Here is a 19,967-nt window from a genome sequence, read left to right as displayed (position 1 = left end):
CGTGTCGATTTAATTGACCTGAACCCTTGCGGTTGCCGTGAGGTCGTTACCGTGAATATCCTGACAATCGAGGATATACACCGCCTCACCAACCTGATTGGGAGTAATGGTTTCGGTGCCGTCGACGAGTTTTTCCCCTTCCCACTCTCCTGTGGCTATACAGTTGTCCAGATAGTCGCCGTTCCAGGTGAGGTTCACTTTGTCACCATAGTTGATTTCCTCCTGATCGACGTTCAGCGCCAGGTTGCCGGGGATTTTAATGTTCAAAGCGTAAACGGTCCCGAGACCTTCAGCGCTGGTGTTGGTCAGGGTGTTGCCCGTACTTCCCCCTCGCGCTGTGGCCCCGTAAAGGGTGTGAATGCCATTGGCGGAAGGGCCTGGGGTGAGTCCGACCGGCCACGCGCCATCTGTTTCGATATCAAACTGATGAAGCTGTTCATAGGTGTCGTCGGAATGATCCGGTTCCGATCCCAGTCGTATACGAAACAGGGTGCCGGCCTGCGCCGGGCTGCCTTTGGCGAAAGACGTTCGGGTAGTGCCGTAAAGGTGGCCATCCTCCGCCAACACCAAAGGTCCATGTGGTTGGCTGCCATCGTCATTTGCGTCAACGCCTTCTCCGTTGCCGAAGCGATGCAACAGGGTGAAACTGCCTGGTTCATTTTTGCGGATTCGCCAAATTGCTTTGTTTGTGGTGCCGTAGAGCCAATGACCCACTTCAACAAGACTGTGTTGCCCGGAATCACTGGCCAGAATTTCACCTTCGGCGTTCCTGGCAAAGGTATGCAGGACATCTACCGTGCTGCTACCGTCATGGGTAAAGTCCGCTTCAGCAATACGAATCAAGGTGCCGGCAGCCTCGTCTCCAAGGGGGACTGAATTTGGATCACCGGCTCCGCCAGATTGCGTCTGGACGGTTATTCCATAAACGGCGCGATCAATATCACTGAAGAGAACCGCTGCCGGATACTGGCCTTTTAGGTACACGCTGGAAGATCCTGACCCCTGCACATATTCTGCACGTGAGAAATCGACAAGCTGTTGGAGTTCTCCATCGGAAGTACGCCGGTACAACGCCATGCCGGCACGGCCGGAGCCACCGCCAAAATAGGTATTGCCGTCCATATCTACGTCCATCAGGCCCCGTAAATCGAATGCGCTGCCATATTCGGTTTTTGTTGGTTCGCCAGGAAAGGCATTTTTCATGCCTTCGATATCCGACCATTGAAATAGAAGCCCGGTAACAGCTGTCGGGTAGGGGAAGGGGGAGGGAACCACCAGAGGATTGGCCCCACCGAATACGATACCGTCACTGTTAACTACCAAACCAGTATAAAAACCTCCAACGACGCTCACTTCATTGGAGCGGCCTTCATAGTCAGGAATATCGGCGCCTGGTGTAAAACGATATTGGGTGCTGTAGATGCCCAGCAATCCACCTTCAGGCGTGACGCCATAGAGCCTGCCGTCAACAGGGTTGTATGCGGGCGGGGTATGAGGCTTCGCTCCTACCAGCTCGCCAGTACCGCCGGTGGCTGCCTCCACCGAAAAACGATGCAGAACTTCAGGGGAAAAATCTGCTGCAACGGCATTTCCCAACCCAAGCAACATCATCGAACAGAGCAGTTTTTTGACAAAGAATATTGTCCTGGTTCCCCGAAGCGAGCGAGGGCGCGAACGAGGACGAGTGACGCTAATGGATGATGAAAATAACACTGGGAGTCTCCTTTGAATTGCTTTTCTTATCAATGTCATGCCTTGAAAGGCCATTGTTTTCAGTAAGTCAGAGTTATCGTGGCTGTCGCTGTGCGGCCGGGGGCGATCCAATAAGAGGTGCCGTTAAGTTCCGCGTAATTGCGATCTGTCAGGTTGTCGACGGCAACATTTAATGTCAGCCAGTGGCTTGCCTCATACCTCAGCCAGAGGTCGTAGACTTCCCAGTCGACAACGCTCTCGTATGCCGTTCCTCCGCGTCCTTCGTTGTCCTCAAGACGAAGCCGAGCCCCCAGGATCAGTGACCGGTCAAGCAGATAGAGGCCATTGGTAAACACAATCTTTTTACTGGGAGGAGGGACATACATCAGACCGCCACCATTAGCTTCACCATGATCAGTAGGTGGATATCCGACAATGCTACCCAGCGGGAAGGGATCATAGCCGCCACGTCCCAGATCACTGTGAGTACGGGTCAGGCTGAATTCGGCAAAGTAATAACGGCTTTCATATTCGGCCTGAAACTCGATGCCATAGTTCCTTACCCGATCTTCGAGATTGACGAAAGCGACGGCCATTGAATTGCTGTTGGTGGATGCCGGACCCATGATCTGAGCCTGAGTGATGTAGTTGTCCACCCGGTTATCAAACCACACCGCCTTAAGATTCAATTGATCCTGGTTACCTAGCAGGGCCTGCCAACGCATGTTCATTCCGACATCCAGATTATGAGAGCGCTCTGGTTCCAGTCCGGGATTCGGGAAAAAAGGAAATGAGTTCCCCACGTGCGTGCCCCACATGAGGGTTTCGGTGATCGACGGTGGACGAATCCCCAGGCCGTAATTGGCAAAAACCTGAATATTCTTGAACTGGTAAGCAGCGGTAAATGTCGGAGAAAAATATCCCTGATGACGGGCAACATTGAAGTCAGTATAAATGGCTGTGGAGGAAGGGCGAACACCCGGTGGATTGTCTATGGAGCCCACATACATTTCGCCATTGCCTTCCAGGCTGAAATAGTCGTAACGTAATCCGGCAATCAGATCCAATCCTGAAGCGTGAGAAAATTCAGTTCGGGTAAAAAGACTCGTCAGCCACCGATCGCCCTCGGGTGTGGGGCCTGAAATCCACTCTGCGCGGCCTTCGCCTTCACTGAGTTGTTCTGTTTGTGGGCGGGTCCAGTCGTAGTAAAACTCTGTTCCGTAGTTGAAGGTGATGATTGACTCGTATTCTGGTAGATCAAGTAGCGACTGATTCACCAATGTTCCGCCCAGGGTATTGGTTTCATAACGTACGTTGAATTCCCCGTAGGGGTTTGAAGGATCCTGGGTTTCCGGGCGGTACTGATCGTTTCGGGTGCGGGTATAATAGAGGCTGCTTTTCAGATCAACCCAGTCTGTTGATGGGGACCATTCATAGTTGGTCAGGAAGGTATCCGTTCGGATTCTGCTTTTGCTGTCGATGGCCCCTTCATCCGTGTTGCTACCTTCTTCAAAGTCGGCATTGAAGCCGATGTAGCTCAGTTTTACCTGTTGCTCCTCAGTAAAACGCCATGTTCCTTTCAACAGCCCTGACCATTGATCCTGGCCGGTATACTGACTGGTGCCTTCCCAGTAACTTCCGTTGTCCGCATTGCCGCCCTGTCGACCCTTCTCAAAGGCGCCGACATTTTTGCGGCCCGCAGCGATCACCAGATCAAGATCCTCGGTTATTCTGGCCGCGCCGGCCAAACTGCCGGAAAAGTGATAGGCGTTGCTGCCTGTGGTGGCATTTAAACGACCGCCATAATCTTTGTCGTCCGATACGAGGTCTTCAAATTCCAGTGTCCGGAAGTTTACGACGCCCCCAATGACTGCTGCTCCGCCCAGTGTCGACGACGGCCCCTTGGATACCTCTACACCTCCCAGTAATTGAGGGTCCATGTACAGAGCACCGTTAGACCCATGGCCGCTGCGCTGGAAATTTTGTCGGGTGCCATCAATCATCATGTTGACCCGTCCGAAGTCCTGCAATCCACGAATGTTCACTGAAACTCCGGGGTCCTGGCGACTTTGAGAAGTATTGACACCGGGGACAGCAGTGAGCACATCGGACGTATTTCTGGGCGGCAGACGCTTTATCTGTTCCTGGCTAACGACGCTGACTGCAGCGGGCGTCTGGTAGACCTTACCAGTCTCTGTGCTGGCATAGACTTCCAGGGCGTCCAATGTCACAAACACTTCTGATGGCGATGATTCACCCGAGATCACCGGGCTCACTGTGTAATGCCCGGAAGCGCTGCGGATGGCGATGAGTCCGGACCCCTTCAGCAACGCAGAGAATCCCTGGGTGATGGAGTAACGCCCCTGTATGCCCATCGTTTCCTTGCCCTGAACCAGGTAAGGATCAAAATACATCACCAGACCCGCCTCCATCGCCAACCGGTTTAACGCAGGACCAAGGGGGCCGGCGGGAATATCAAATTGATACAGAGGTACCGCGGACGAGCCCGAAGAGGGGCGTTGCGATGATCCAGGCGCTTCTCCCCAAGTCAGATTGGCAAAACTCAGCATCAGTCCCAGAACAACCAGGAACTTACATCTTCTAATCATTAATAATTCGCATTTACATCTCTGTTGATACACTAGTGATGACGTGCGAAATCCGGAAAGGGACAGTAGAGGTAAAGTTTTTTTAGAATTTATTCGGGCGAGGAAAGTTTGAAGCACCTAGCAACAAGAAGGTGGCAGGAGTTTGTGTAACCAATAAAACCAAGTGCAGCTTGAAAGAACACCACACTTGGCCCGGGGGATCTATCGGATAAACCTTCTCTTGATCAGAGCAAAAAACGAGACCAATACAATAAGATTCCAAGGAGTTGTAGTGCCACCTGTTCTTTTGTAATCGTTAACTTGTTCCCATTGGTTTTCAGGCCCTTTTTTTTTGTTGGCGGAGGACTGTTCAGTTGAAGTGAGGTCACCTCCAATAACATCATTCATGGAAACGGCATTCGACATTCTGAAATTGGTGAGCCCTGTCAGGACTTGGCTGACTTCCATGCCAAAGTTTTCCGCAGAAGCCGCTAATCCTTTAATGGACTCCTCTCTCATTCCGTTTTCCTGAGCAGTAAAGGAGGGCATATTGGTGGATCGATCATCTATTCCTGTCGTTCTAAAAATGACCGCATTGCTTGGAACGTGAACGATGGTTCCCTCAACAACAGACGTGGTTTTGAGCTCGACTGTGGGAACGGTGAACGCTGGAATCACGGCGATATCTGACAAGGCAGCTATGCCACTGCGACGGCTTCTCTGATCTTGCTCAAAGGTGATCACAGCGACGATATCCACCGCATAAGCCTGTCTGATATCCTCAAGTGAAAACTTCTTGCCAAGGTCACTATTGTTCACAATAGCCACACGGTTGATATAGCGGCTATTCTTCAACAGCTCCTTTTTTAGACTGTCGGCAGCCAAACGTAATGTTGTGTTCGGAAGCTTAAGTGAATTATTAGAGGGGATCATGAGAATGCCTACGGAGGCAGGAAATACTAAAGGCGCTTTTTCTTTGGATAGCAGGGAATCTGTGACCGGATTGAGAACCTGATCGATATCCTGAGATGCCACATTTCTAGGGCTGGTTGCACACCCTTGGATAAAGAAGGTAATGGCAATCGTTAGCAGCAAAGCCGTAATACTCTTGTGAGTTCGCATGTCGTTTCTTCCTGGTTATTTTAATTGTCGCCTGAAGAAGAGTGAGCCTTCAGACTTGAGACGAGGCTCATCATACGAACTGCAGAGTATTCCTGAACGATAGAGCGTAAAGTTCAGTCAGTCGGGTCGTTAGGTATTAATAAGTAATACTTGCAAGCGTAGCCGAAAAATAACGAGTTTATGGCTCAGTTATACAGAACTTTCATACAAGGGTGAGAAAGAGTAAGAGCATTAGCCATCCGCTATATCACGATGCACAAAGATCCATCGGGTGCAGCATACGGAGCCCGATTTTAATTTTTTCTCGTCAATAATTTTCAGTCCGGCGGCAAGTGTAATTTGGTTTGCAATTTACGCACAAGTGTAATGAAACGCGTAAATCGATTTACCTGAACAGGCAGGTTCTGGCTGAGAATATCCAGTGTCTGTTCGGTATCGTCCAATGGAAAAACACCGGAAACTTTTATGTCGGCAAGGTCATCAGCGTTAAAGTGCATGATGCCAGGACGGTAACGTTTGAGCTCTTCCAAGACACGAGGTAAAGGCCATTCATCCACCACCAGGCGTCCCTGGCTCCAGGCAGTGGATCCAAAGGTGTCATGGTGCTGCGACCATTCAACGCTGTTGTGGTGCACTCGGGCCATCTCGCCCTGATGAGTTGTCACGCAGGAGGGGGAATCAAGAGAAGAACTTTCACTGCGACAGACTTCCACCTTGGACTCTGTTACAACGACATCCATTACATCATCCAGAGTCCGGACACTATAACGAGTACCAAGGGCTCGCGCAGTTCCTTGAGACGTTTCGATGACGAACGGCCTTGTCGGGTCATGGGCAACCTCTACCAGAATCTCACCATGAGGCAGCAACAGCCGGCGCTCATAATCATCAAATGCCAGTTTTACAGCGGAATCGGTATTAAGTATCAACTGAGTGCCGTCACTCAAAGTGATGCTCCTTCGCTCGCCCACGCTGGTATGGTAGTCAATCGCCAACGACGATGAAGTCAAGGATTGCACGCCAAGAATTGAGACCACGAGAAACGTGAGCACAAGCACCGTGGCTTTAAATCCTGATGTTACGGGAACCGTATCTTCCTTGAGCACTTCATTCAGCACCGAACCCACTGGCTTGCGCATCTCAGGGGATAGGCAGTCAAACCGGTGGGATAGCGCGTAAAGCTTCTGATAAGCCTCCTCGTTAGCCGGGTGGGCATTTCGCCAACGATTGCATGCCTCACGCTCATCTTGAGTGGCTTCTCCGGAGGTCAAAGTGGCATGCCATTCCGCTGCCTTTTCGATTACTTCGCGATCATTAACGACACTTTGCTCGGTGTGATGGTTCATATTTAGTGAGGTAGCAGCAATTAAGTAAGGTAACAGAGCTCTTAATCAGGTTTTCATAAAGTCATGGCAATGCAGCAATGCCTGAGCGACATATTTTTTCACCATACTGACGGATACGCCAAGAATCTCACCGATTTCACTATAGGCTTTCCCTTCAAGTCGGCTCATGAGAAAGGCTTGGCGGGGTTTCTCAGGCAGTCCCTCAAGTAAATTGGCGACCTCTACCAACAGTTCTACTACTTCAACCAGATCCTGAGAAGAGGGGGCAACCGCGTGCTCGCCGTACAAAGCGGACCAGGTCTCCAGATAGGACTGTTCTATCTTTTTGCGCCTGGCATTATCGATAATCAATCGCCCGGCAATCGTCGTCAGATAAGCTCTTGGCTCTTTTATCGTAAACAGATTGGGCGCGGCAGAGAGAACCCTGACAAATGTGTCCTGCGCCATATCAGCCGCACTATGTGAACATCCAAGTTTTTTACGAAGCCAGCTCTTGAGCCAGTCATTATGCTCGCTATACAGAGCATAAACAGCTTCATTCTGATCAGATAACATCCATTCAATCTCTATGAATTACGGTCGTGCCGAAAGGTTGGTGGTGGATATAAGTGAGAATGATTATCATTATTTATAATTAAGAAGCTTTTGCAAGCATTAAGTGATGTTCGTGCTTCACTTTTGAAATACGACAAATACGACGAAAGAATCTTCGGCATTGAGTCAGGGTAGCGATGGAAGAAAATAAAGCGTAAACAGAAGCAGGCTCTGGCGGAAGAATACGCTAAAGAAACGTATTATTAATCGGGCGACGCTCTAGCGATTTATTAAAAGGCTGCTGATTAAAAGATCCTGCTGAAGTCAGGACGTTGGCCTACGCCCTGACTGTTATTTTAACTAAATTCTTTATGAGGTTAGTTGTTGCCGGGTATATTGCTATATAGGTTTATTGATTGGGGCAGGGGAAGAATCTGCCGCAATCCGAGTTGTCAGTATCAATAACCGGGTCGTCCTGAGTATCCGCAATGCCGAGCACTGCGCCGCCGGTATAGCCGGCTAACGTCATCATAAACCTCACTTCATCTTTGATATTCAATAATTGCGCGGGGGCGACCAGTCCCAACTCTTCGTAGAGTCCTGACATTTCCTTCCGCTGTGGATCCGATTCCTTCACAACCTTTCCGATCCCCATCAACATGGAAGAGACGGTTAGATCATCAACGGTCGCAAACAAGGTGACATTGAACACCGGATTGGGAAATCCGCTGAAAAACTTCTGAATGACTTTTGACATCCAGTCACTACCAGAACAGGATCCGGAACTTTGGTTCTCATCCAGATCCGTATAAAAACCAATCACTCTTTTGTAGCTGTCGGTGGTTGACTCATCAAACAGTTCATCCGCCCCTGTGCACAGCGAGTCGGCCAGGTTAGTTCTGGCCCCCGGTCTGTTTGATCTCAGGTTATTCAAAACGGTTTGCGCGCTGGTGGGATTGCCAAAATCCAGGAGTTGTTGATATCCAATGGTTGAATTGAATGTGGCAACAGACACCTGCAGATCACCGCCGACACTTTGCGCTTCATTGATGGCTTCCAGCAGATCACCTTCGGCTTGAGTGATGGCATCCTGAAAACGGGAATTTCCGGTAGTCGAGCGGGTGCTGGTCATTGAGCCTGTTTTGTCGATCACAATCAGATAGAAAGAAGTGGGAGCGGCATTTGCCCCTGCGATAGAAAAGAGAGAGATTAAAAGAACGAGTAAACAACTCGAGATTTTCATAGTTCGGTTCCTTCCGTTGATATGAAAAGTTGATACAGCCATTTTTGTCCTAGTCGCTGATATCCCGTACCGAATACACCCCGGAAATCCAACCGTCAATTACTATACACCCCGTACTTTACAAGCGCATGTGTTTCTCACTTTATCAGGTGGTTTGTTGCATCTTCGCCTGGATTAAAGCTAACGGAGAATGGAATTGCGAGGTGGGTGAATAATGAGGCGTCTATATCAATGGATCGCAAGCAACAGCGAAGCCCATTACTTTGGGGAATCAACACCGTACCGTTGATATATTTCGTGGATTCTTGGGGAGTTAAAGAGCTTTGACAGTCCTTGATTAAACCTGGTTATTGTGGACTCTGATTCCGGAAGCGCTTTCAGCAGTCCCAAAAAGATGGGTAACTGGGGAACCCTGGCGCCCGGTATCTTCCGGATATCCGCCAGTTCCTTCTTGTGTTGATGGATAAAATAGTCCCCGATACTTTCGTCCATGATGGTGATATCGGTTCTGCCGGAAGCAAGCATTCGAAGATGAAGCAGCTCGATCGGCAGCCTGGAGGTCAGATACATTGGATCGTGTCGATCAGGATCCAACAGAAACTGAAATTCTTCTGGAAAGATATAGTTCTGGGATAATCCTATTTTGTATGTCTTGTTGTCATGTTTGAGCGCTTCAAACGAGGTGATGCCTGTTCCTCGTGTGAACAGGGTCATTTGATAATAGGCCAGCGGTTGGGAGAAATGCAGAAACATGCTTCTGTCATCGTTCTTCAAAATCGGGAAAAAGCCGGCGACCTGTTTTCCCCCCAGCATGTTTATCGCTCTGTTTGGTGGAACAATGACAATACTGAGGGTTATCCCTTCCTCATTGAGTGCGGCCCTCACAATATCGACAGCAACACCTTTGGCATGCCCGGACTCTTCGTAGACATAGGGCGGAAGGAGGGCAGACGCCAGTGCCAGGCGCTCTTCAGCGTAACAGGATGGTTGCCCAAGAAAGAAGGTCAGAATCAGCGTAAAGATTAATCGCCACATACTACGACGTCCCAAACCTGAAAGGTAGACGGAAGCTCTGATTGATTAAGTATAAGCGGAGTTTTTGGGTTTTGTGGAAGTTGCTAATTATCGTTGCTGGTTATCGTTGCTAAATATCCTTGGTGGCTATTATTGATAGTTTTCCCTGATGAATGTCTTCTATTTTGATGTTTTCGCATGCCGCTGGATACTCGTTCGCGACCCATGGAAACCGTTAGCATTTGCGCAGCCAAAGCAGGTCTTGGTCTGCTTGCATTTTGATCAGAATATACGAAGCTTAAAAGAACGTTAGCCAATCGGACAGGCCAATGAAACTTGCCATACTCTCCTGTGGACCAAAATGTTACAGCACCCGAAGACTGAAGGAATCAGCGCTGGCACGCGGACACAGTGTCAAAGTCATGAACACCCTGAAATTTGCGATTGATCTCGAAAGAGGCTCACCGAGTCTGTACTACCGCCAGCAAGAAGTCTCTGGTATTGATGCGGTCTTACCCCGTATCGGCGCGTCCATTACCTACTATGGCACCGCTGTCGTCCGGCAGTTTCAGGAAATGAATGTGTTTTGTGCCAACAGCGCTCACGGAATATTGAATTCACGGGATAAACTCCGAAGCCTGCAACTGCTGAGTCGGCATTATATTGGTATTCCCAAAACGAACTACGTGCGCGACAAGAAAGATGTCTTGCCGGCGATTTCCCGTGTGGGTAATGCGCCGGTCATCATCAAATTGATCGAGGGAACTCAGGGCATCGGGGTTCTGCTGGCAGAAAGCACAAAGTCAGCGGAAGCATTGATAGAGCTGCTTCAGAGCCAGAAACAGAACGTGTTGGTGCAGAAATTCGTTGCCGAAAGCAAAGGCAAAGACATCCGGGCGTTTGTTGTTGGTAATCAGGTGGTCGCAGCGATGAGGAGAGTCGCCCAGGGACAGGAGTTTCGTAGCAATGTGCACCGGGGTGGCGTTGCAGAAGCAGTTCAATTGAGCGACCAATACAAAGAGACGGCAGTACGTGCTGCACAGATTATGGGGTTGCATGTTGCCGGTGTGGATATGCTGGAAGGGGCTGATGGGCCACAGATAATGGAGGTCAATTCATCTCCGGGTCTGGAGGGAATAGAAACCTGCACCAATCTGGATATTGCCGGTGCCATTATCGATTACATTTCCGCACAGGTGGACTTTCCAGAGATTGATATACGTCAACGTCTCACGGTGAGCAAAGGTTACGGGGTCAGCGAACTTTATATTCCCCCAGGTTCACATTATGTCGGCCGCACTATCCAGGACTCTGGCTTTCAGGATCAGGATATCAATGTCCTGACGCTTTACCGGGGAACCAAGGTCATCCCGAACCCTAAATCCAGCCGACAACTGGAACCGGATGATAAGCTCTTGTGTTTTGGCAAGCTGGAATCCATGCGCTCCCTGATCCCGGCTAAAAACCAGCGCAAGCAAAAATCCAAACCCAAGCAATTACCCAAGGAAGCGCTGGAAATTGCGGAAGAGGTGCATCGCCAACAATCGGCTTAGGTTGCTGGCGTTGCCTCGGAGGCCGCTTCGGCGAGTGCCGATATCAGGGCGCTCACCAACGCCGGGCGCTCCGGATAATGTGGGTGTATTGCAACGATCGGTCGCATGAGTTCGGGATTGTTTAAGGGAATGATCTTAAGCTGTGGCAGTTGCTTTCGGATGCCGGCCCACAGAGGAATCACCGAGACACCCGCCCCGGCGTTAACCATCTGAGCAATGGTATGTAATGCATCCAGGTCTGCTATGACATTCGTTGCGATTTTCTTTTCCTTCAGCCATTGCGCGATCTTGTGTCCGCCCCAGGAATTCTGGTCGTAACGAATATATGGTTGCTCCCGAAGAGCCTGCTCTACACTCTCCGCTTTTTTATGGCTGATCAATGCATAAGGCTCTTCAAACAAGTGTGTCTGAACCAGTGACTTCGGGAGAGAAAAGGTCGGGGCAACCGTAATGGCGATATCCACGTTTTGCTGTTGCACTGCGTCATAGAGCAAAGCGGAGGTGCCCGGTGTAATCTGACATCTGGCCCGGGGCGCGATTTTATTAATCCGGACCATGGCTTTTGGGAACAGACTACTGAGCACGCTATCAATCGCGCCAATTCTGATCGGGCCTGTCAGTCCATCCTGGTCGATATCTCCCATTAACGCCTGAGTTTGCTGCACAATGTGTCGTGCTCTGGGTAGCAGGCTGACGGCGTGGTGAGTCGGTACGGCTTTGTGGCTGGAACGGTCCAGCAATGGGCAGTTGAGTTCATGCTCCAGAGCCTGAATTCTCTGGCTGATCGCTGCTGGTGTCAGATTCTGAGCTCTGGCTGCTGCCGCAATTGAGCCCTGTTCAACGACGAAAATAAGACTTTGCAGATATCGACTATCCATAAGAAATACTTTTGATGGGGTTAACAGATATATAGTAACGCTTATCAATCCTCATAGGTAAACTCCTGATGAATCATAAATGTCATATAGCAGATCCAAAGTCTGGAGGAGTTTGAAAATGGCATCAGTTTTTCATCTTGCGCTGAATGTAACGGACCTGGAGCAGGCCAGGGCCTTTTATGTCGATCTTCTGGGAGCGACTGAAGGACGTAGTACAGAAACCTGGCTGGATATTGATTTTTTCGGGCACCAGGTTTCTTTGCACTTGGGCGAACCATTTCACACCCAACCCACTGGCAAAGTAGGCAATCACCTGGTCCCTATGCCACACTTTGGTGTAATACTGCCTCTGGAACAGTTCAAGGCATTGGCCCAGCGATTAATCGATGCAAAGCTGGTGTTTGAAATTGAGCCTTTTGTCCGTTTCAAAGGCGAGCCTGGTGAGCAGCACACCATGTTCTTTAGAGACCCATGTGGGAATCCAATTGAGATCAAAGGATTCACTGATATGAGCAGAATTTTTGCCAGTTAACGCTCTATCGCACAGGCTCAGCTCACAAGAGAAAAGAGAGCAAGCAAAAAAATACATCGGAAGAGCTAAACCGGAGACGTAAAACCCCAATGACGTTAATCCCTTTTATCCACCAACTGGAACCTGATGAATCCAGAAAATGGTTGAAGATACTGCAGGAAAAAATGCCGGGATATCGAATTCTTGAGGTTCAGGACTGTAGTGACGATGAACGCCGGAAAGCCCGTGTTGCCATCGTGGCCAATCCTGATCCGGAAGAGGTCAGATTGCTGCCCGCACTGGAATGGGTTCACTCACTCTGGGCGGGTGTGGAGGCTTTACTGCTTAGTCTAGAGGATCACCCGCTCAAGATCGTTCGCCTTAAAGACCAGAACCTGGCACAGGTTATGTCGGAGGCGGTTCTGGCATGGGTGCTATATCTGCATCGGGAGATGCCGGCCTATGGGCAACAACAGAAGCAGAGAGTCTGGCACCAGATTCGCTACCGTTCGGCCAGTCAATGCCGGGTCCTGGTGCTGGGGTTGGGGGAGTTGGGGTTAACCAGTGTGTTGCGTCTGACACAGAATGGGTTTGAGGTGTCCGGCTGGAGTCGAAATCCAAAACAAGTACCAGGGGTGAAATGCTATGCTGGGCCTGAAGCTCTTAAGGAAGCCGTTAAACAGGCGGACATTCTGGTTAATTTATTACCTCTGACGCCTCAGACAAATGGCTTGATCAATAAAGCGCTGCTTTCAGCATTACCGAAAGATGCCTCGCTTATCAATTTTGGTCGGGGAGCAACGGTCAAAACCGATGACCTACTGGAAACACTGGATGCCGGAGGCCTGAAGCATGCGGTGCTGGACGTGTTTGAAACAGAACCGCTGCCAGAAAGCTCGCCTCTATGGAATCACGAAGAAGTGACCGTGTTACCGCATATTTCCGCGCCAACAGACTATGATACGGCAAGCGATATCGTCTCTCAGAATATCCATGATTTCTTTCAGAAAGGCATCATACCGGAATGTGTTGATAAGCAGAGGGGGTATTAGCGTTTATTGATATCTACCCCTAATCAGAGATGGTAGGGCTCGATATTGGTCAGAATGAAGGATTATGAGATTTGAATAAGCGGCACATTTACCCCAAACCTATAAGAGCCAGTCAGTCGAATAGCCCAGAAAGATACCTGCCCGCAAAAAATCTGTCCGCCGTAATAAGCATCTTATTGTTGAGCGCCTGCTCAGGCCCTCTCAGCGAGTCAAGCAGCGAAGCCAGTGAGTACACAAAAGCTCAGCATGCCAAGGTGCTGGAGGCACTACCGTTTGAAGATAAACAAGACTTCAATGACAGCAACAAAGGATTGATCGCAAGGGCGCATGCCAATGTTATCAAAGACGGCCAAAGTGTCTGGAATACACAGGCTTTCAACTTTATCACAGGTGATGCTCCCGATACGGTAAATCCAAGCCTGTGGCGACAGGCAACGCTCAATCACCAGCCAGGCTTATATGAAGTCACCGATGGCGTTTATCAGGTGAGGGGATTTGACCTTGCCAATATGACGCTGATCGAAGGCGATAAAGGCTGGATCGTGGTGGATCCACTGACAACCGTGGAATCGGCCCGGCTAGCCTTATCTCTGGCTAACGAGCACTTGGGTGAAAAACCTGTATCCGCGATTATCTTCACCCATGCTCATATCGATCATTTTGGTGGCGCACTGGGCATTGTGACTCCCGAGCAGGTTGCTGAACATAACATCCCTATCATTGCCCCTGAGGGGTTTATGGGGGAAGCCACCAGCGAGAATGTGATTGTCGGTTTAGCCATGGGACGCCGGGCGGGATATATGTATGGCTCTGCCTTGGAGAAAAGCGACAAGGGTTACATCGGCTCTGGCCTGGGTAAAGGGCCTGTCATGGGCACTTTTTCGATACTTGAACCATCAATCACCGTATCTGAAACCGGTCAAAGGCTCGTCGTCGATGGCGTTGAAATGGTCTTCCAATATACCCCTGAAACCGAATCTCCCACAGAGTTCACTTTCTATCTTCCCAAGGTAAAAGCATTTTGCGGCGCTGAATTGCTGTCCCGAAACATGCACAACCTCTATACCCTGAGAGGAGCCAAGGTCAGGGATGCATTAAAGTGGAGCAATCACATCAATGAAGCCAAGGAACTGTTTTCGGAAGCAGAAGTGTACTTTGGGTCGCACCATTGGCCGCTGTGGGGAAATCAGGCCATTCAGACATTTCTGAGTAAACAGCGGGACCTGTACAAATACATTCACGATCAGACCGTCCGGATGATCAACAACGGCCTGACCTCAAGGGAAATCGCAGAACAGATCAGGTTACCCAAGTCACTCGCAAACTACTGGCCAAACCGAGGCTACTACGGTTCGCTGAAACACAATGCCAAGGCGGTTTATCAGTTCTATATGGGCTGGTATGACGGCAACCCCGCCAATCTCGACCCACTTCCGCCTGCACAGTCTGCAGAGAAATATGTCAAAGCCATGGGCGGTGCGGAATCTGTTCTCAAACAAGGCAGGGAAGCCTACTCCAATGGCGATTACCGCTGGGCAGCGGAACTACTCAATCACTTGGTCTTTGCCGAACCAGACCATATCAAGGCAAAAACACTGCTGGCTGAAACCTATACCCAATTAGGTTATCAAGCCGAATCCGGCCCCTGGCGAAACGTCTATCTAACCGCCACCCATGAGCTGAATAACGGCGCACCGGAGGAGGGGATCGACATCAAAGTCATGGAACAGGTGCTGAAGAATACAGGCGCCGAAAAGTTTTTTACCTCCATGGCCGTACGCGTCATTCCCGAAAAAGCAGAAGACCAGACAACCAAATTAAAGATCCATTTTACAGACATCAATGAGCGTTATCTGCTGTGGTTCGAAAATTCCGTGTTGCACCACAAATTCCTCGAAGATACGGATGCCGCGGCGTCAGAATCCGACATCTCCATGAAAATCACCCACGACCTGTTTGTCGATATTCTTATCGATAACAAAGACATCATGGATCTTGTGACGACAGATGATTTGAATGTTGAAGGGAGCCTTATCGACCTAGTGCAGTTTTTATTGGTGTTTGAGAAGCCGAAGGGGGATTTTGAGGTTGTGGTGCCTTAGGGCGTGAAAGAAAAATATATTCGACGATCCGGAGTGGAAATTAAGGGAGCCTGCCATGTATTCAGACATGCCGTGGCGACCTCAATGCTGGATAACGGAGCCGACATTCAGCATGTGCAGGTTATGCTCGGTCACGTGGATATTTCGACCACGCAGATCTATACGCATGCGGGGATTAAGAAGCTGACGGATGTTTACAGGAATACGCATCCAGCGAATATTAGAGGGAATTTAGAATCTCGCTGACGCTACCTAACTTTGTTGATCACGTCAGGTGTTGGATATTCTCGGCTCAGTAGGGTTGCCTGTGCAATTCGCGTTTGTTGAGCAAGAGAGGTTCTTGTCTGAAACCGTGTTTCCGGAAGGCGGGTGTGAAAACGATCATACCAAAGATTGCTGTGCTCACGGTCCTTTTAAGTTAAAGGAAATATACGCAATAAAGGGTAGGCGATATCAGCAAAGAGTAGATTCTGGCACTGGGAAAAAGTATCAGTGTGACAAACGATTTAGTGAGGCGTTAGAGAAACTTAGTCAATTGGGGGAGCTACCCATTGAAGTAAATGAAGATGGCTTTGTCCTCTATGGATACAAATAAGTCTGAAAAGTGTTGAGATCACTATTCACTTATCCAAGGTTGATGTATTTCCTAATAGCTCCGACATGAGGTTATTGCATACCTGCCTGTAGTGAAGATAACGCCATTCGCATTGACCAGGTCAGAAGCTATCTACTCACCGAAGTTTCAATCAACGATGTATTACCAGCTAGTCAATTGTGCCTGCTTGAATTACAGCACAAGGCTATAACCAGGATATTCATATGTTTTATCGGTTTGTATCGAAACTGGCGACACAGGAGCGATTGGAGGCCTTTCCAGTACCTCGCCAAAATAGTGACACAAGCGAGCGCTGGGGCGTCGGCTGGATCCATTTCGAGAGGAAATTCAAGCCTGCGCCAGCGGCTTTCAATCAGCCAGGGGTAAAGTTTTTTCATGCACCAAGTATTGCTGATCGTCCTATCGGAATCTGCCTTCGCTTTCATCAGGGGAAGGAATCAGAAACACTACCGGATCTATGGGGAGTCGGCGGCAAGTTGTTTATTTCCCAGGGGGCAAGGGCGATTGTTGAGTCTTTTGATGACTTGGCGCATGAATACTTTCCGGTGCATTTAATTGATTATCAGGAACAACCATTTACAAGTGATCAGTCGTATTACTGGTTTTGCCAACGCCGACATTTAACCATTGCACCGTCCAATCGCACTGCGACAGCCACAGAGCTAGGGTTTCATCCTGTGCCCCATGGTGAGGATTTTATGGCCAGGGTAAAGGACAACTCTATTCTGAGGGAGTGTCTTGGAAAGCTACCCTTGTGGCAGCATTGTGCGGAGGATATTGATAAACGCAGTGTAAAAGAACGCTCAATACTGTACATGAGTCAGGTGTTGATTAACGCCTTTCAAGAAGCCGATCTCAGTGGTTTAGAATTGTACAGCGAGAAATACGGTGTAGGAGAGGAGTCGGTATGCGTAGTTTAGTTCGAGCGGGAGTGAGGTGTGATGGGGGGCTCTTCTAAATGATCTATCGATTAGAAATTGACTACAATAACTTGCCTTCTGAGACTTTTTTTAGTCCCCAGCGATCTATACCGTTCAAAATGGATCGTCGCCTGTCGCCAAGTGAATATAAACAGTATTTTGAAGATATCACTCCTGACGGGTGTTCCTTGTGTCATGTGTATAAGGCGCCAATTTTAGCGGAGTGGCGAATGGATGTGCCCCTTGAGGTCACCCTCGGTGGCTGTGACATGCCGGATGTTTTGGTATTGAATGGTATCACCTATGTGTCCGAACCAGCCAAAACGATTATTGAGTCTCACGATCCCTTTGGTCATCAGTTCTGGCCAATCAAAGTCTGTGATGAAAGTGGCGGATTAGTCACAAACAAACCCTACTACCATATGAATATGCGCCGTTATGTGACTATTGAAAGCCAAGAAAAACCCATGCTGGACACGGATTTTTCTGTTCACCCAGAGCTGGAAGGAAAGCATATAGCGACTATTCAACAGGATGATCGGGTACGAGCTTTTGTGGTATCACTACCGCTTTGGATTCACTATTATCCTCCTCACTCGCTGGGGCATGCACTTTTTATGAATGAAGTCATGTACAAAGCGTTGTGTGAGCGGGGCATGAAGGGAATCAAACAATTTACGCAATATGGTGGTAGACAAGGTGAGTTGGTTGCTCACGTATAAAGGTGTATTGAGTCGTCATGGGGTTAGGATCCTGAGCTAAAAAGCGGATAAAGTGAAAAAATATCGAGCCAATGTCTCAAAGGAGTATGTGTGGAACCAATCTATGAGAACAATGAACAATTCACGGCGTTTCCCGACCCGGATGAAGTGTTTTTAACAGACTTAGATAAGTCAATGATGCTGCCTTTAGCATTATACCGCCCACATCAGGGACAAGAGATATTATTGGCCGTACCCTTTGGTGATGAAGAAGGGCTGATAGGTAAAACTTCGGTTTCAGAGGAGTGTGGCGAAGAGTGGGTAACCTACTCAAGGCACGGAGACAAATGGTCACTTGATTGTTCGGCAGATGATCTTAGTTCATTTGACTGGACGATGGGAGGTGGCACGAAAAAAGGAGCGATTGAGGACTACAGGAAGAATCGCGAGGCCTTTGCTCGCAAGGGCTGTATTCTAAACCCTTATTACAAACCTAATAGCAAAAGCTATAGCCCTCCAAGATTCCCTCTTTTTACCCCCAAAGAGTATGCGTATTGGGGATCTAACTGGTTTGCCGGAATCTCCAGTGTTTGGAAGTATCGCGATCATGAAATACCTAGCGGGAAGCCATACAGTAACGTCATTGTGATGGATAGTCAGGGTAACGAATACGATTATCTTGGTTACGCTGATTCATGCTTATATTGCGGATATTTGAATCCAGAGCTGCACTTTCTATATAGCAAAGCCTGTGAGCGAGTCTTGTTGGCTCTTGAATTTGTGTAGTGGGGATAACTGGAAGGTAGAACATGGGAATAAGCCTGTTTGATAAAGAGACTGAAGACATTTGTTTCAGCATCAATTTTTGGCATTGGCGTGCAATTGTTGAAGAAATAAGAAGGCTGAATCTATTCTCCGATGCCCTTGTGGATAGCCTGCATGAGGCATATTGTAACAATGGTCTTAGCAAGGAAGAGTGTTCATTGGTCGCGCAAACACTTAGGGCGCAAGTTATTCCAAAGCTATCCGAGACCGAACGGATACTACTCAATGGTGAAAGAACAGAAGAGCCTGACGATGGCGAATTTCACCGAGAACAAATAGAAAAGAACTACAGTACTAATAAGGCCGTACTGCTAAAGTTTGTGGAGTGTTTAGAGAGCTGTAATGGATTTGAGATATTTTAGTTGATATCACGCCTCCAATTTCAGATTTAATCATGCGCCTTAAAGTGATGCTCTATCCCTTCCAACGAATAAGGATTCAGAAACTGTCTCTGATAAAGCAGTTGTCGATCGGCGTCACTGAGCTCCACTTCGTCACAAACTTCTTTCCAGTAGTGGCGAATGCCGGAAATCTGCTTTGCCACTATGCTCAGAGCTTCGGCTTTCCTGAGATTGAACTTCTCACACGCCTCCAAGCAGAGAGTCAGCTGCGATTGATTTCGATCTCCGAGAATTCTCATTGCTTGTGAAGCCTCATTGCCTGTTCGACCCTGAGGACAAAGGTCATAAGCAGGCGTCAGCTGGAGCCGGTGACCGTCCCAAAACGCGGCGTGATTACGGGCATGGTCGTCTGTATTACCGCACAAGATGTTAAAAGTCAGTCGAGCGAATAGCTCTTCCAAAGAGGCTTGTGGGTTATCGAATCGATGGCGGATTATTTCAGCCAAATCCTCATAGCTGGCATACCGTGCCATCATGTCATCCAGCTCAAAGATCGTCAGCGCGGAAACCATGGACCGTCTTGTCCAGCCATTCGGTGTCTTTTCCCTGTCAAAACGTTCGATCAATATCACGTCCCGGTTTGCTGCCCGGACCAGTGTCACGGGGTAGTGACCGGGTAGCTGCGATAACCGCCAACTTTTACGCGGCCACTTCAATGGGCAGTCTCGTGTTCATATCCAGCTCAAATATCCCATAGGGATTCACATGTGCGTATATCAACGGCGTCAACGCCCTGAAGTCCTCCAGTTTCATCCGTGACAACCAGTTTGGCTCGTTAAGCACCTGCTGGATCATCAAGGTATTCACGTAAACCAAAGAGATCTGCAACAAGTGCAGTGCCAGCACCGATAACTCCTGGTCTTCCAGCC

At 48.9% G+C, this 19,967-nt stretch carries 19 protein-coding genes and 1 pseudogene; 10 read left to right on the top strand and 10 right to left on the bottom strand.

Features of this window, described 5'->3' with window-relative positions; translation table 11 throughout:
- Window positions 1-9: 9 nt before the first annotated feature.
- From F566_RS0106690 to F566_RS0106660, 7 genes are all read right to left on the bottom strand, one after another.
- Window positions 10-1,713: a hypothetical protein gene (locus F566_RS0106690; protein WP_157496687.1), complete on the bottom strand. Its 1,704-nt coding sequence runs from the start codon at window positions 1,711-1,713 to the stop codon at window positions 10-12.
- 59 nt (window positions 1,714-1,772) lie between these two features.
- Window positions 1,773-4,301: a TonB-dependent receptor gene (locus F566_RS0106685; protein WP_020406214.1), complete on the bottom strand. Its 2,529-nt coding sequence runs from the start codon at window positions 4,299-4,301 to the stop codon at window positions 1,773-1,775.
- Window positions 4,302-4,502: 201 nt separating this feature from the next.
- Entirely contained in the window at window positions 4,503-5,402 is a 900-nt protein-coding gene (locus F566_RS0106680; RefSeq protein WP_020406213.1) for a hypothetical protein, read from the bottom strand.
- 317 nt (window positions 5,403-5,719) lie between these two features.
- Window positions 5,720-6,748 carry a FecR family protein gene (locus F566_RS35275; protein WP_020406212.1) on the bottom strand — a complete coding sequence of 343 codons (1,029 nt, stop codon included), beginning with the start codon at window positions 6,746-6,748 and terminating at the stop codon, window positions 5,720-5,722.
- A 45-nt stretch (window positions 6,749-6,793) separates the two neighbouring features.
- Window positions 6,794-7,303, bottom strand: coding sequence for a sigma-70 family RNA polymerase sigma factor (locus F566_RS0106670; RefSeq protein ID WP_020406211.1), 510 nt, complete (start codon window positions 7,301-7,303; stop codon window positions 6,794-6,796).
- A 388-nt stretch (window positions 7,304-7,691) separates the two neighbouring features.
- Complete coding sequence (locus F566_RS0106665; RefSeq protein ID WP_020406210.1) at window positions 7,692-8,525, bottom strand: vWA domain-containing protein; 834 nt, start codon at window positions 8,523-8,525, stop codon at window positions 7,692-7,694.
- A gap of 258 nt (window positions 8,526-8,783) precedes the next feature.
- Window positions 8,784-9,560, bottom strand: a complete 777-nt coding sequence (locus tag F566_RS0106660) for a substrate-binding periplasmic protein (protein ID WP_020406209.1) — start codon at window positions 9,558-9,560, stop codon at window positions 8,784-8,786.
- 308 nt (window positions 9,561-9,868) lie between these two features.
- Here F566_RS0106660 and F566_RS0106655 point away from each other — a divergent pair.
- Window positions 9,869-10,747, top strand: a pseudogene (locus F566_RS0106655) (ATP-grasp domain-containing protein); the annotation flags it as partial.
- Complete coding sequence (locus tag F566_RS37615; protein ID WP_245555167.1) at window positions 10,736-11,092, top strand: cation:proton antiporter regulatory subunit; 357 nt, start codon at window positions 10,736-10,738, stop codon at window positions 11,090-11,092. The pseudogene F566_RS0106655 and the gene F566_RS37615, both read left to right, overlap by 12 nt.
- Here F566_RS37615 and F566_RS0106650 read toward each other — a convergent pair.
- Window positions 11,089-11,970, bottom strand: a complete 882-nt coding sequence (locus tag F566_RS0106650) for a LysR family transcriptional regulator (RefSeq protein ID WP_020406207.1) — start codon at window positions 11,968-11,970, stop codon at window positions 11,089-11,091. The two genes, F566_RS37615 and F566_RS0106650, sit on opposite strands and share 4 nt — an antisense overlap.
- 118 nt (window positions 11,971-12,088) lie before the next feature.
- On the opposite strand from F566_RS0106650, the gene F566_RS0106645 reads away from it, so the two are divergent.
- The 8 genes from F566_RS0106645 (at window position 12,089) to F566_RS0106605 (ending at window position 19,059) form a co-directional block, all read left to right on the top strand.
- The gene (locus F566_RS0106645) at window positions 12,089-12,502 is read left to right on the top strand and encodes a VOC family protein (protein ID WP_020406206.1); all 414 of its coding nucleotides are present in this window, start codon (window positions 12,089-12,091) and stop codon (window positions 12,500-12,502) included.
- A gap of 89 nt (window positions 12,503-12,591) precedes the next feature.
- On the top strand, window positions 12,592-13,533 hold the full coding sequence (locus F566_RS0106640; RefSeq protein ID WP_020406205.1) for a 2-hydroxyacid dehydrogenase: 942 nt from the start codon (window positions 12,592-12,594) through the stop codon (window positions 13,531-13,533).
- Window positions 13,534-13,712: 179 nt separating this feature from the next.
- On the top strand, window positions 13,713-15,635 hold the full coding sequence (locus F566_RS0106635) for an alkyl/aryl-sulfatase (protein WP_211210611.1): 1,923 nt from the start codon (window positions 13,713-13,715) through the stop codon (window positions 15,633-15,635).
- A gap of 3 nt (window positions 15,636-15,638) precedes the next feature.
- On the top strand, window positions 15,639-15,881 hold the full coding sequence (locus F566_RS0106630) for a tyrosine-type recombinase/integrase (protein ID WP_020406203.1): 243 nt from the start codon (window positions 15,639-15,641) through the stop codon (window positions 15,879-15,881).
- Between the two features lie 573 nt (window positions 15,882-16,454).
- Window positions 16,455-17,171, top strand: a complete 717-nt coding sequence (locus F566_RS0106620) for a hypothetical protein (protein WP_020406201.1) — start codon at window positions 16,455-16,457, stop codon at window positions 17,169-17,171.
- A 230-nt stretch (window positions 17,172-17,401) separates the two neighbouring features.
- Window positions 17,402-17,893 carry an imm11 family protein gene (locus F566_RS0106615; protein ID WP_245555165.1) on the top strand — a complete coding sequence of 164 codons (492 nt, stop codon included), beginning with the start codon at window positions 17,402-17,404 and terminating at the stop codon, window positions 17,891-17,893.
- 90 nt (window positions 17,894-17,983) lie between these two features.
- A complete protein-coding gene (locus F566_RS0106610) occupies window positions 17,984-18,658 on the top strand; it encodes a hypothetical protein (protein ID WP_020406199.1) in 675 nt (224 codons plus the stop codon).
- A 23-nt stretch (window positions 18,659-18,681) separates the two neighbouring features.
- A complete protein-coding gene (locus F566_RS0106605) occupies window positions 18,682-19,059 on the top strand; it encodes a hypothetical protein (RefSeq protein WP_020406198.1) in 378 nt (125 codons plus the stop codon).
- Window positions 19,060-19,085: 26 nt separating this feature from the next.
- Here F566_RS0106605 and F566_RS32135 read toward each other — a convergent pair whose 3' ends face one another.
- The gene (locus tag F566_RS32135) at window positions 19,086-19,754 is read right to left on the bottom strand and encodes a type II toxin-antitoxin system HipA family toxin (RefSeq protein WP_157496686.1); all 669 of its coding nucleotides are present in this window, start codon (window positions 19,752-19,754) and stop codon (window positions 19,086-19,088) included.
- A partial coding sequence (locus F566_RS32130) for a Tn3 family transposase (RefSeq protein ID WP_020406196.1) occupies window positions 19,738-19,967 on the bottom strand: 230 nt, incomplete at its 5' end. The genes F566_RS32130 and F566_RS32135, both read right to left, overlap by 17 nt.

The sequence above is a fragment of the Hahella ganghwensis DSM 17046 genome, assembly GCF_000376785.1.
Lineage (GTDB): Bacteria > Pseudomonadota > Gammaproteobacteria > Pseudomonadales > Oleiphilaceae > Hahella > Hahella ganghwensis.
The sequence above is the reverse complement of the archived record's forward strand: the minus strand, read 5'-3'. Positions and strand labels throughout refer to the sequence as shown.